The organism is Leptolyngbya sp. FACHB-1624, assembly GCF_047649235.1.
Classification (GTDB): Bacteria; Cyanobacteriota; Cyanobacteriia; order Leptolyngbyales; family Leptolyngbyaceae; genus Leptolyngbya; species Leptolyngbya boryana.
This window is the reverse complement of the sequence record NZ_CP180258.1, coordinates 1-12,938: the sequence shown is the minus strand read 5'-3', so window position 1 is coordinate 12,938 and position 12,938 is coordinate 1. Positions and strand designations below refer to the sequence as shown.

11 protein-coding genes are annotated in these 12,938 nt (G+C 48.1%); 5 read left to right on the top strand and 6 right to left on the bottom strand.

Annotated features, from left to right (window positions below; genetic code table 11):
* Positions 1-18: 18 nt before the first annotated feature.
* Positions 19-2,364: a tetratricopeptide repeat protein gene (locus ACMUEV_RS00055; RefSeq protein WP_242044654.1), complete on the bottom strand. Its 2,346-nt coding sequence runs from the start codon at positions 2,362-2,364 to the stop codon at positions 19-21.
* A 12-nt stretch (positions 2,365-2,376) separates the two neighbouring features.
* Entirely contained in the window at positions 2,377-3,975 is a 1,599-nt protein-coding gene (locus tag ACMUEV_RS00050; protein WP_190652530.1) for a carbohydrate porin, read from the bottom strand.
* 403 nt (positions 3,976-4,378) lie between these two features.
* On the opposite strand from ACMUEV_RS00050, the gene ACMUEV_RS00045 reads away from it, so the two are divergent.
* Positions 4,379-5,074: a hypothetical protein gene (locus tag ACMUEV_RS00045; RefSeq protein WP_017291395.1), complete on the top strand. Its 696-nt coding sequence runs from the start codon at positions 4,379-4,381 to the stop codon at positions 5,072-5,074.
* 92 nt (positions 5,075-5,166) lie between these two features.
* On the opposite strand, the gene ACMUEV_RS00040 is transcribed toward ACMUEV_RS00045, so the two are convergent.
* Positions 5,167-5,916 carry a hypothetical protein gene (locus ACMUEV_RS00040; RefSeq protein WP_190652529.1) on the bottom strand — a complete coding sequence of 250 codons (750 nt, stop codon included), beginning with the start codon at positions 5,914-5,916 and terminating at the stop codon, positions 5,167-5,169.
* Between the two features lie 533 nt (positions 5,917-6,449).
* Here ACMUEV_RS00040 and ACMUEV_RS00035 point away from each other — a divergent pair.
* On the top strand, positions 6,450-7,655 hold the full coding sequence (locus ACMUEV_RS00035) for a glycoside hydrolase family 5 protein (RefSeq protein WP_242044652.1): 1,206 nt from the start codon (positions 6,450-6,452) through the stop codon (positions 7,653-7,655).
* 99 nt (positions 7,656-7,754) lie between these two features.
* Here ACMUEV_RS00035 and rpaB read toward each other — a convergent pair whose 3' ends face one another.
* Positions 7,755-8,486 carry a response regulator transcription factor RpaB gene (gene rpaB / locus ACMUEV_RS00030; protein ID WP_017291398.1) on the bottom strand — a complete coding sequence of 244 codons (732 nt, stop codon included), beginning with the start codon at positions 8,484-8,486 and terminating at the stop codon, positions 7,755-7,757.
* Positions 8,487-8,659: 173 nt separating this feature from the next.
* On the opposite strand from rpaB, the gene radA reads away from it, so the two are divergent.
* The 3 genes from radA (at position 8,660) to ACMUEV_RS00015 (ending at position 10,837) form a co-directional block, all read left to right on the top strand.
* Positions 8,660-10,156: a DNA repair protein RadA gene (gene radA / locus ACMUEV_RS00025; protein WP_190652527.1), complete on the top strand. Its 1,497-nt coding sequence runs from the start codon at positions 8,660-8,662 to the stop codon at positions 10,154-10,156.
* Positions 10,157-10,218: 62 nt separating this feature from the next.
* The gene (locus ACMUEV_RS00020; protein WP_017291400.1) at positions 10,219-10,509 is read left to right on the top strand and encodes a nucleotidyltransferase family protein; all 291 of its coding nucleotides are present in this window, start codon (positions 10,219-10,221) and stop codon (positions 10,507-10,509) included.
* The gene (locus ACMUEV_RS00015; RefSeq protein ID WP_026149034.1) at positions 10,499-10,837 is read left to right on the top strand and encodes a DUF86 domain-containing protein; all 339 of its coding nucleotides are present in this window, start codon (positions 10,499-10,501) and stop codon (positions 10,835-10,837) included. Before ACMUEV_RS00020 ends, ACMUEV_RS00015 begins: the two co-directional genes overlap by 11 nt.
* A gap of 50 nt (positions 10,838-10,887) precedes the next feature.
* Here ACMUEV_RS00015 and ACMUEV_RS00010 read toward each other — a convergent pair whose 3' ends face one another.
* Positions 10,888-11,331, bottom strand: coding sequence for a hypothetical protein (locus ACMUEV_RS00010; RefSeq protein ID WP_081614815.1), 444 nt, complete (start codon positions 11,329-11,331; stop codon positions 10,888-10,890).
* 115 nt (positions 11,332-11,446) lie between these two features.
* Positions 11,447-12,838, bottom strand: coding sequence for a chromosomal replication initiator protein DnaA (gene dnaA / locus ACMUEV_RS00005; RefSeq protein WP_026149035.1), 1,392 nt, complete (start codon positions 12,836-12,838; stop codon positions 11,447-11,449).
* Positions 12,839-12,938: the final 100 nt, after the last annotated feature.

Sequence of the window (12,938 nt, the reverse complement as noted above, 5' to 3'; positions counted from 1 at the left end):
AGTTAAGTCACCGTTAAGTTAATAACGTTCCCAAGGCGGCTGGAAACCGCGTTGTTGCAACATTCCTTCCTGGAGTTTCTGAATTCGTTGCTCCAGTTCTAAATCTGATGCTCCTTGCTCGGCCTGTTGAATTTTCAGCCGTTCAAATTGATCTAGTGCTGCCAAAGGTTGACCTTGAGCCGCAGAGAGTTCAGCCAGCGATCGCTGAGCAATCAAATTGTCTGGATTCATTTCCAGGATTTGAGTGTAGATATTTTCGGCTGATGTAAATTGTCTCTGTTGGAACTTCACTCCCCCTAAACCAGAAAGCGCGTCTAAATTCTCAGGTTCAACTTTCAAAATTGCTTGATAAGCATCTTCTGCACGATTACTATTTCCGAGTGTTTGCTCTAATTGAGCTTTGAGGAATAACAGAGAAAGATTGGTGCGATCGTCTGATGCAGTTCGCCGTACTTTCGCAATCAGCCGATTTGCCTGTGCTCTCGCTTGCAGCGGATCGCGACTGGCTAACAGTTGAATCAACCGCACCTGAACCGGAACATTTGTGGGATCAGCTTCAATGAGAGCGTTGTATAGAGGTTCGCGGCTGACATCACTCGGTAAAATTCCTACCAAGGTATACAGTTCAGCAGGCGTTTCAGAAGGGCGAGACTGCAAGAATCGAGCCAGCACAACTTCTGCTTCACGCTCTGAAATTTTCTTTGCCTGATAAGCAACAGAAGTGCGACCGAGTTGAAGTTGTAAATCGTCAGGGTTGTCTGCAATTAAGCGATCGTACAATTTCAAGGCATCGTCGAAGCGATTTTGAGACAGTCTCAAGCCTGCGAGAGAACGAATTGCTCCTGCTTTTAACTCATCATTTGCTGAGGTACTCGCAATTAAAGCTTCATAGCGTTTTGCGGCAGCTTCTAAGTTACCTTGTCGGCGATCGAGTTCTGCAAATAGCAGTTCTGGAGCTTGGTCGCGTGCGCCAACTGAAGTCGATTGATAGCGAGATAAAGCGGTTCTTGCTGCTTCAAATTCGTTACGCTCAATCAAAAGCTGCGCGTAACGGAAGTTCAAGAACGGTTCACTGACTTCTTTCTGGATTAATGTCTCATAGATGTCGAAGAACTCAGGATCGGGTTCTAATCGAACCAGTGCTTGAGCGATCGCAAATTGTTGAGCAGGCTCGTTCGGCAAACTTTGTAAAATCGGTCTTAAACGTTGCCGAATTTCGCTTTGATTCAGCGTGCCAAGCTGGCTCTCTAATGCCAATTGCTGAATGACTAAAGTCTGATTGTTCGGTTGTTGCTGAACGAGTTGACGATAGATCTGTAGAGCCGTTTGGCGCTCTTGAGAAATTCCACCCAAGACATCTGCAATCTCTCGAAGCAGCGTTGGAGAAGGGTTCGATGTTGATGCTAAGACCTGTCTGTACAATGCTCCTGCCTGTGCTAGAAGTTCTGGGCGGTTTTCCTGTCTGCCCAGTTCATTCAATGCACGTGCTAACGGCAACCGAGAATCAGTGCGATCGCGTAATGGATCAAGGATTGCGAGTGCCTGCGCCGACTGCCGATTTGCCAAATAAGCTTGAGAGAGTTCAGAGCGTACTTGAATTCCAAACGCATTCATTTGCTTTGGAAGTTGCCCTTCTAAAATTTGAATAGCTTGAGTATTGTTTCCTGCTGCACGCAAAGCACGGGCATAGGCGATCGCTGCATTGCCCGTAATTGGAGTACGAGTGCGCGAACGATATCGCTCAAATAACTCCAGTCCTTTCTGGCTATCTCCAGCATAGGTATAGATTTGAGCGGCTCCTAACAGAACTTCTGGCGTTGGATTTGTTGCTAAGACCATCTCATAATCTGCAAGTGCCTCGGTAAAACGACCTTGATAGCCATACAGCAAGGCACGTTGGGCACGTGCTTCAGTTTCCCCTGCGTTGAGTTGAAGCAGCGTCGTCAAGGCATCGATCCCTTGCTTCTGCCACTCCGGCTTAAAGCTTGCTAAAAGTCCAACTGTTTTCAGCGCTAATTGATTGTTCGGATCTTGCTGCAACACTTGTTGATAGGCTTGCCACGCCTCAGAATCACGACCTGCTCGACGCAGCGAGATCGCTAATCCTAGCTTCGCTTCAACTGAGTCTGGATAGCGTTGAATCGATCGCTGGAATGCTTGGATTGCATCGTCTACCCAACCTTTGCCGAGTAGCGTATAAGCTTGACGGACATCCGCAGGGATGTTTTGCGTTTGAGCGATTGCCATTTGTGCCTCTGCAAGAGTCAGCAGAGGTGTTCCGGCAAGTAGCCATCCAAGGCAAAGAGAGAGCGTGAACTGTTTCTTAACGCGAGACATCTTAGCAGGGTGTTTCCGTGTACTCATGATGCAGGTGAATTATTGAACCAGTCTTCCTCTGGGTGTGACATCAAATTCGCTTCTAAGACGAACGCCCGCGATGGTTTCCGAGAAATTATTGCGCTGTTGGACTGAGAAGCCCACACGCAAGTTCGACAGAAGCTTGAAGTCGTAGAACAACTCCAAAGCATCGGGTACATTTTCGCCACTGTTCCGTCTGAGCTTGTCATTTGACAACGCGCGACCGTAAGCGAGTCCTAAACGATCGTCAGGGCTAAATAAATCGAGGAAGGTGATGCCCCCACTGAAGGTGTCGCCACTTTCGTCTAGATCAAGATTGTTATAGCGTCCATATCGCCCGAAGATTCCCATCTTCAAGTTAGGAATGAAAACTTCTGCATTGACACCATAAGCTTGTTCTCGATCGCCTTTTAATAATCCAGTACGACCTCCGCCCCGGCTCAGCTGGAAAATTTCTTGGAAGCCGCTGTTTGAGCCAGAATCTCGATCAGTGGCGTAGGTTCCACGCACGATCAAGTTTCCGTAGCGCATCCCCAACTCACCAGCAAAACCGTCTAAGGCAAAGTCGCTTAATCCCTTTGAAGAAGAGAAGACCGCAGCTTTTGCTTCGATGTTGTCCGTCAAGCTGAAATTAACAAGTGCGCCAGGACGAGATGCAATACCCGTTGCGCTGAGAGCAGGGTTCGTTTGGAAAATCGGATTGAAGAAGTGAGTTGCACCGTCTTTTGCAAAACTATTGCGATCGAAGTAGGACGTAAAATCAATTTGTCCAACGACAAAGCGCAGGTTGGGAATGTCACGGGGAGACATCGCAAAATATAACTCGTTCACATTAAAGCCGTTCTCGGGCGTATCAGTGAAGCTATTGCCAGTCGTGACATCTAAAGTTGCTCCCACTAAGGCACTTGGGCTAAGTGGGTATACGCCGTAAAGTCTTGCCCGTGCTGAGGTTTCATCACCTTGATAAAGAAAAACACCCTGAAAGGTCAAACTTGGAGGTGTTAAGGCTGTACTTCGCATGAACGGACGATTGGGTCGTCCTAGCATCTCCGCATTGCGTCCGGATTGTGCCAAGAAATTAGCTTTATTTTGGACGGCAATCGCTGGAGCTGCTGGAGCTGTTGTCGGGGATTGCAGTGAGATCGTAGAGTTGAATGCGTCTGGGTTAATGCCGCGAATTGATGCAGTCGAAGCCTTAAAGCGGGTCTTGGGGACTAGATTCGCGCTGACATCACTGCCAGAGAGGGTAGAAGCGACGAGTGATGGAGAATCTGGCTCAGGACGTTGAACGCTTTGAGCAGCAATTGGAACTGTAGCAGCAGGCGGAGCGAAACTGGGCATCGCAGCACTCACAGGCTGCACAGAGGTCGCTTGACCGGATAGTTGTTGAATTAAATCTGCTTCGCTCTGATTCACGGGTTGCGATTTCTCAATCAGCAAAGCTGGGCTGCTCGGTTGAGAAACAGCAGCAATCTTTTCAGGAGATTTGGAATTTAAGGGGTTTGCTTGGGCTGAATTACCGAAACTTGCCTGAGTCGTCAGGACTGTTAAGACTGACGAGAAGGCAACCCAAGAAATGAGAGAGATAAATTTAGGAAACCGGGATACATCTGACATGCTTCACCCACACCATATTGACTCGATAGACAGGTTTTTACTGTTTGGACTTGGACGAACTGCGAAGCCTGTTCTAAGTAATCTCACGAATTAACTCGTGCTTTTAAATACTTAATTTGATGACCCTACGGCTTCTGGAAAGCTGAATTTCAGTACTACAACTTGCGCCAGCATTTCCCATGCCTAGAGTTCCCGCGAAATCTCGGAATGAAACCTCAAATTTTCTCTGGTTATTACTCTTTTAACTTGCCTGGTAAAAAATGACACAATTATTTGGACGGTGGGCAAAGTGTCCTTGAAAATTAGAAATGTGAGTCAGTTCAGCTGTCAGGGAATGAATAAGGGTGTTGTCTGACATTTGCGATCGCTAGACAAATTGACTACCCTCTACCCATGATGAGTTATGAAAAGTTTGCAGCAATTTCTCCGTAAATTTGCGAGTAGTACCCTGATTTCGCTTCTGATTCTCTGCACAGGCTGTACCCAGATGCCATTTCTGAGTAGTTCTCAACAGACGACGACTTTATCCATGCAAGTTGAGGCAACTGGAGAAACAGGCGTTTACAAAATCTCCGGTCAAACAAATCTGCCAGAACAGACTCAGATTACCGTTCAAGCAATCCGAGCGCTGCAAATTCCGGGACGAGATGTACAAATCGCTGCTGAGCGGTCTTACTCCATCCTGGCAAAGACTCAAGTGAGTGTTGAGAAAGGCAAATGGCAAACCTCGCTGAATCTGTTGCAACCTGGTCAGAATGGGGCTTTAGAAACTTGGCAGCAGAGCAATCAAGAATTGGCTTTGAAATTTCAGCCCGATAATCAGGTGAGATTTCTAGCACTGACTGATCCAACTCGAAGTTCGATCTCAGTGCAATCACAAGCCCAAAAGAATCAAGCAACCAGTGTTCAATTCACTGCAGATGGGAAAAGTTACTTACAGACAGAACAGTGGATGTCGATCGAGCCGCCAACTGCGAAAGTGGCGAGTCAGAAATCCGGTACAACTGTGGTGAAAGTTTCAGTTCAACCTGTCAATAAAGTAAACGATGTGAAAGAGCAGATTGATGCTGCACTTCCTGTAAACGCATTTATGCGTTGACACAAGATAGGTTTTGCAGGCTCCCAAATGCGGGACTTTGAATTGAAGCAATGATGGGGCACTTGAGCAGGTGAGCTTGAGTGCTTTTTTGATTACTTCTGGACTACCCAAGCTGGATCAAGTGCTTGAAAGCGTTGAGCGAGATGATTCAGAGGAGCATCAGAGACAGGAGTTGAAGTTGATGCAGGCTCGACGCGCAGCGTGCTTTGGATCGTTTCAATCTCAGTCATGATGTGCTGAAGTTGGCTTTGGAGCTTTTGCATTTTTGCGATCGCATCCGCTTCATTGGGAGCAGTAGTAGACTGAACTACCGCAGTCGAGCGTGAAAATCCCAGATAGGTTTGGGCTGCATGAAGAGGTACGGCAGTTTGAATTTGAGCCGCAACAGGTTGAGTCACTTGAGTTGACCTGACAGCAGGTTGAGGCGTGACCAACTTAGGGACGCTAGGAGTAGGGAGCGGCACATCTTCATCGAGGAAAAACTTCAAGTTAGAATCTGCTAGATAAGCTTCAGACATCAGCGTGTTCTGCAACTGAGCTTCTTTCTGCTTCAGCTGCTTTTCTACTTCTAGGAGTTGCGCTTCAGCGAATTCTGCGTTTTGGGCAGCACGTCTCCAACCGAGAGCCGCACAGATCGTTAGGCTAGTTCCCAAGCTGAGAAAGCCGGCGATCGCGAGATAAGGAGTTGCAACCTCTCTCAATTGTCCCTCAAATATACGCTCTTCCTTAAATTGAACCGCGAGCGGCTGAGAACCATATAGCGTAAGAGGGACAGCAGAGGCTGAGAAGACCGCTCCAGCACTGAGGGCAGCAGGCACAAAGAGTTTTGCAAGTGAAGACATAAGTGACTGTTCTGAGTATCTTGGTTAGAAAACCGGGTTAGATCAGTAATTTCTTTGAGTGATCGCGGCCAGGATTCACGATGGAAACGGAATCAAGACAACCGACGGCACTCGGAAGGATTACTTATTGCTACTAACCTTAATCTGTTTAAGAGGGAAAACAGGTGTAAATCTGATGAAGAATCGCCAAATCACAGAAAAGTTTCTGTAAAAATGCGGTTGTTTTTATCAAGATTCACGAAATTCAACGGCTAACAGGGGTTAGATCCGTAGAGGCGAAATCGCAGAGGTTTGTCGCGATTTCAGGAATTCACAAAAGTTTCATCAATGAAGATGAGACTTTTGTCTGAGGGTTACGTCAAGGATGGAAGAGTATTTTAGATGAGCATTTTCGCGATCGCTGCTTCAGGTTTAATAGCGCAAGATTCCTCTGCTTTATTCAGGTTTCTCTTTCAAACATTCCCGAAATCATGAGACTCAATCAGCGAATTGATTGCTTTGTAAATAGGCTACGTGAATTCTTGATTCGATCAATGTTGCATCGGCACTTGAGCCGTAAACCGTTCTATCCAATTCTGTTTGTCGCCGCGATCGCCGCAATTCTTTTCAATTTCATTGCACCTGAATCTTTGCCTTCTGTGGCTCAAATGACCGTGCGAATTCAACTTCCGCTCTCGACACGGGGATCTGAGATTGTAGATGCGGCAGGACGACCTGTATTGCTGCGAGGGGTGAACTGGTTTGGACTGGAGACAGAGACGAATTCGCCGCATGGGCTTTGGGCGCGTGACTATAAAGAAATGTTGGGGCAGATCAAGGGGTTGGGATACAACGTGATTCGATTGCCGTATTCGGTGCAAGGATTGCGGGCGGCTGAGGTAAGCGGGATCAATTTTGCGATCGGGAGCAATCAGGAATTACAGGGGAAAAAGCCGATCGAGGTAATGGATGCAGTGATCCAAGAGGCAGGACGGCAAGGATTGATGGTGTTGCTGGATAGCCATCGCTTGAATAATCAGCGCATTCCTGAGCTTTGGTATGGCGATGGATTTACAGAAGAGGATTGGATTTCCACTTGGACAATGCTGGCAGAGCGATATAAGAATCAGCCGCATGTGATTGGGGCTGATTTGAAAAATGAACCGCATGGCAAAGCAAGTTGGGGTACTGGAGATCGAGCAACAGATTGGCGATTGGCGGCAGAACGGGCTGGAAATGCCATTTTGAAAGTAAATCGCAATTGGCTGATTGTGGTCGAAGGGGTTGAGAACAATGTGCCAGGGCAGAGACTGAAGCACTGGATGGGCGGCAATCTTGAAGGGGTGAAGCGATTCCCGGTTCGTTTAGCCGTGCAGAATCGCGTGGTTTACTCGCCGCATGAATATGGTGCAGGGGTCTTTCAGCAGCCTTGGTTCTCTGCGATCGATTTTCCGCGGAATCTGACCACCCGATGGGAGCAAGGATTTTTTTATATTGTCCGACAAAAGATTGCGCCGATCTTTGTTGGAGAGTTCGGCGGTCGGCAAGTTGACGAAAAATCTAAAGAAGGGATTTGGCAGCGCCGATTTGTGGATTATTTGAAGCGCAACCAATTAGGATTCGCGTATTGGAGTTGGAATCCGAATAGCCAGGATACAGGTGGGATTTTGCAGGATGATTGGGTCGCGATCGATCAACCGAAACAACAGTTACTCAATCAATTGCTCCCCGTTCAACCGATGCAGACCCAAGCTCGTTAACAGCACACTGTTTGAATATCAGTTGGTTTCACGTCAATGGGTCTCACGCTCATGGATTGAACGTTAGTGGGGCGGGGACATTCCTCGCCAACACTTTACTTAAAGTTCTTCACCGGGTTCTAGAATGCGCTGAAAGAGATAGCCTGTTCCACGAGCCGTCAAGATCAGTTCTGGATTGCTCGGATCGTCTTCCAGTTTGGCGCGCAGGCGGGAGATATGTACGTCTACAACGCGGGTATCGACATGGCGCTCAGGCGTATAGCCCCAAACTTCTTGGAGAATTTCCGATCGCGAAAATGGCTCGCCGGATCGGCTGACTAAGAGTTCGAGCAGGCTGAATTCCATGCCCGTTAAGCGAATCCGTTCGTCCCCTTTGTAAACTTGGCGTTTGTTGGTATCGATACGAATGCTGTTAATGTGGATGACGCCAGAACTGGGAATTCCGGTTACGCCCGTTTTGTCTACCCGACGCAGCACCGAACGAATGCGAGCTTCGAGTTCTTTAGGCGAGAATGGCTTGACGACATAATCATCTGCACCCAATTCGAGTCCGGTAATACGATCGGCAACATCACCCAGAGCAGTGAGCATGATGATCGGGACATCGGATTCTTTACGGAGTTCTTGGCAGACACCGTAGCCATCCAGCTTTGGCATCATGACGTCGAGAACGACGAGATCGGGATCAGCGTTGCGGAATGTATCAAGGGCTTCTTCCCCATCAGCAGCCGTCACGACATCGTAACCAATCATTGAGAGCCGAGTTTCTAGAATACGACGAATGCTTGCTTCATCGTCTACAACCAGAATTTTTTCTTTATGACTTTCCACGATTTGTAATACTCCTTAAGTCAAATCCGTAGTCGTTAATTTTTCCAACTTTTATTATGGAGATAGTAGCTCACTTTTTAATTTTCAGGGCATCAAATCCTGATTATGTCTGAGCTTCAAGCTTTCTTAAGCTTTGCTAATGTCTACACGCAATTTATCATTAATTTTTACGAATGCCTAAAGTACGATCGACGTTTGTTTGCAATGAATGTGGGGCTGAATTTTCTCAACATTTTGGGCGCTGTCCGAGCTGTTCCACGTGGAATTCGCTAGAGGAACAGGTCTCTCGTCCAGCTGCCCCCCCTGCAGCGGCTCAGATGACCCGGTTACGAGGCGCAACGAAAGGGCGATCGCACTCTGACTCTCCCGCCCGCGCGATCGCATCGTTGAAACTAAATGAAATTTCGGATACGGCGCAGGATCGATTAGGGTCAGGATATGTGGAACTCGATCGCGTTTTAGGAGGCGGAATCGTACCAGGATCGCTGGTGTTGATTGGGGGCGATCCAGGAATCGGGAAATCGACGCTGTTGCTGCAGACAGCGAATCGATTAGCGACGAAATATCGGACGCTATATGTCTGTGCGGAAGAATCCGGGCGACAAGTGAAACTGCGAGCGCAACGGCTTGGCGTTGGCAAGCAGGGAGAAGCAACTGAACTGCTCGATCCTTCTGAGGAGCAAGGCAGCCTGCATTTATTGCCAGAGATTGATTTAGATACGATTTTGGCGGAGTTGGAATCGCTGAAGCCAAGAGTGGCGATCATCGATAGTATTCAGGCGTTGTACTACAGTGCGTTGACTTCGGCTCCGGGATCAGTTTCGCAGGTGCGTGAGTGTACTTCGGTGCTGATGCAGGTTGCAAAACGGCAGAATATTACGCTGTTTATCGTCGGGCATGTAACCAAAGAAGGCGCGATCGCGGGCCCAAAAGTCTTAGAACACTTGGTTGATACGGTTCTGTATTTTGAAGGCGATCGCTTTGCAAGTCATCGATTATTGCGATCGGTGAAGAATCGATTCGGCGCAACGCATGAAATCGGCGTATTTGAAATGGTCGATCAAGGGCTGCAAGAAGTTCTGAATCCGTCGGAATTGTTCTTAGGCAGTCGAGAAGAAGCGGCAACCGGAACAGCTACAATCGTCGCGTGTGAAGGGACTCGTCCGATTGTGGTGGAATTGCAGGCTTTGGTGAGTGCGACGAGTTATAGTTCACCTCGTCGATCGACGACAGGGATTGAATACAATCGATTGCTGCAAATTCTGGCAGTTCTAGAGAAACGGGTTGGCATTCCGTTATCGAAGTTGGATGCCTATGTTGCGTCGTCGGGTGGGTTGAATGTTGGGGAACCTGCGGCGGATTTGGGCGTAGCAGTCGCGGTGGCAGCGAGTTTTCGCGATCGTATTGTTGATCCCTACACGGTTTTGATCGGAGAGGTCGGGTTGGGGGGTCAGGTGCGCCCGGTTTCGCAGACGGAATTAAGGCTGAAGGAGGCGGCAAAATTGGGATTTAAAAAAGCGATCGTTCCCAAGGGCGCGAGTTATGGAGATGTCGGGATGGAAGTGATCCCAGTGTCGCGGGTTTTGGATGCGATCAGTGTCGCGCTGGCGGGAAGTCGGGCGCGACAGCAAGAGGAACATGAAATTGAGCGGGAGGATGTCGTCGAGTAGAGAAGTCATCGGGAGGTGAGATAGAATTCTCGGTAGGTTTTCCTTTCGTTACAGCTTGGATTATGCGTCAACAAGAAGCCCTTGCAGTACTGGCAAACCATCAAACAACGCTGAAGAGTTTTGGCGTGAAGTCTCTCATGCTGTTCGGTTCAGTGGCACGGGATGAAGGGCGAACAGACAGCGATGTGGATCTGCTAGTAGAGTTTGATCGTCCGGTCGGGTTATTCACGTTTGTACGCTTGAAGCGATATCTGGAAGAGATTTTAGAGTGCCCGGTTGATCTGGGCACGCCTGACTCTCTCAAACCTTACTTGCGAGAACCCGTTTTTCGGGAGGCGATCCGTGCCTTCTAGAGATTGGCAAAATAGAGTCAGAGACGTGCTAACTGCGATCGTGGAGATCCGAGAGTTTACAAACGGGATCACGTTTGAACAGTTCCAAGCCGATCGAAAGACGATCAGTGCCGTTTTGTATAACCTTGCCATGATTGGTGAAGCAGTTCGTATCATTCCACCTGACTTAGAAGCTTCACACCCTGAAATTCCCTGGAACGACATGCGCGGAATGCGGAATATCGTGATTCACGAGTACTTTCAAGTGAATTTGTCTATCATCTGGCAAACGATTCAAGAAGACCTTGTTTCATTGGAATTTTCTCTTCGCCAATTACTAGACCCTTGAGGACAAAGCTAAAGGTTGCACATCATTGTAAGGATGCAAGGGGAGAAGTTTTAGTTGCGCCCTTTTATGGATGGGTGATCAGGGCAGTAGCGGACGATTTCGATCGTTTGAGGCAATACGCCTACCATTAGCGCAAACGCTTCACTCGGTAAGCGGGACACTAATTCGGCTCCAAAATAATTTTCAAATTGATTCAGAATCATTTGCGCGCGCTGAAACGGCAGCGCATTATCTGTAATCTGCTGCGTTAAACGAATCCATTGCCGACGAATTAAATAAGCCTTCTGCCGCTCATCGTGAGCTTTTGGATACACTAATGACAGATCTCCGACTGCCAACACCCCTTTGCAATCTCGATCGAATAAATTTCCGACCGCCGCACCTGGACCTGCAAACTCCGCATGAAACTGCTTATAAATAATTAATCCATTTCGTCTACGGCTATTCACTATCAGCGATTGCCCGTGGCTAAGCTGAGTCAGAACATCAGACACTTTACGTAAAAAACAAGAACTTAAAGTTTGTGCCACTACACTCTAGTGGCTTTTTTCTGATCTGTCATGGGTGATGGACAGTTTCAAGACAGGATCATTGGCATTCTCTATACCCTTATTTTCGCCCCTGGCTTGCAAGCTGAATGCGATCGCTGAGTTGCCGTAAGGTTTGCGCCATGCTGGAGTCTTTCTCTTTTAATTGTCCGATTTTTTCGCAACTGTACATGACCGTCGTATGATCCTTGCCCCCAAACACTTCACCGATTTTTGGCAGACTCAATTCAGTGTGATGACGCATTAAATACATCCCAACTTGTCGAGCAACGCTGATTTCTCGACGGCGAGAGTTGCCTTTGAGGTCCTCGATCGACACCCCAAACGCCTCTGAAACTGAGTTCAAAACGGCTTCAGGAGAAGCTTCAACCTTCTCGATCGGTGGATTCAGCATCGGAGCGATATTCTCAACGGTCATCGGCAACCCAGAGATTGAGATATATGCCACCGCTCGAATCAGTGCGCCTTCTAATTCTCGAATATTCGAGGTATAGCTAGAGGCGATGTACTCGATCACTTCACGCGGCAGTCGCATGTTCTCGTATTCCGCTTTTTTCTGCAAAATTGCCATGCGAGTTTCGAGATCAGGCGGTTGAATATCGGCGATTAAGCCCATGGAAAAGCGAGAACAGAGCCGCTCTTGCAGGCGAGGAATCTGATTCGGGGGGCGATCCGAAGCGAGCACAACCTGTTTGCCTGCTTCATGCAACGTATTGAAGGTGTGAAAGAACTCTTCTTGGGTGTATTCCTTGCCTTCGATAAATTGGATGTCATCGACGAGGAGCACATCAGCAGCACGATAGCGATCGCGAAAACTCTGCAAGTCGTCTTTACGAATGGCTGTGATCAAATCGTTGGTAAATTTCTCAGTTGAGACGTAGAACACTTTCGCATCCGCAGAAATCTCCAGACGGTAATGCCCAATCGCCTGCATCAAATGAGTTTTGCCCAGTCCGACCCCACCGCAGAGGAATAAAGGATTGAATTCTCGTCCGGGAGATTCGGCAACTGCCAGCGACGCGGCATGTGCCATGCGGTTATTCGGCCCGACAACGAGACGAGAAAAGACGTATTTCGAGTTGAGGTCAGTAGACTTGCTCGCTTGACCCTGAGCAGGTAACTGGTTATTAATCGGCGGAGGTTCCGTCATGAACGGATAAAACAAATCGGCATCCTCCTCGACCACCGCATCCGGATCAGGCACAAACCGAAATTGCACCTCGACCGGACGACCGAGAACATGGTGAACGACTTCGAGAATCGTTTTCATGTAGTACTTCTGAATCCAGTTCTTGGCAAATGGATTCGAGGTTCTCAACGTTAAACAAGTTTCTGTCAGCTCTTCAGGGATCGCCGTTTTCACCCACGCCTCAAACGTTGGGCGGCTGAACTTGAGGGCCAAAACGTCCAGAACTTCAGACCACATTCTATCGATCGAACTGTCTACCGCCATAGTTGCGCTCCGAACCCCAGACCAAAGCATAGAATAATCTACTCTATTGCATTTTGCCTCGAAGCGATCAAGCGAACTTTTTTTCGATCAAAACCGCATT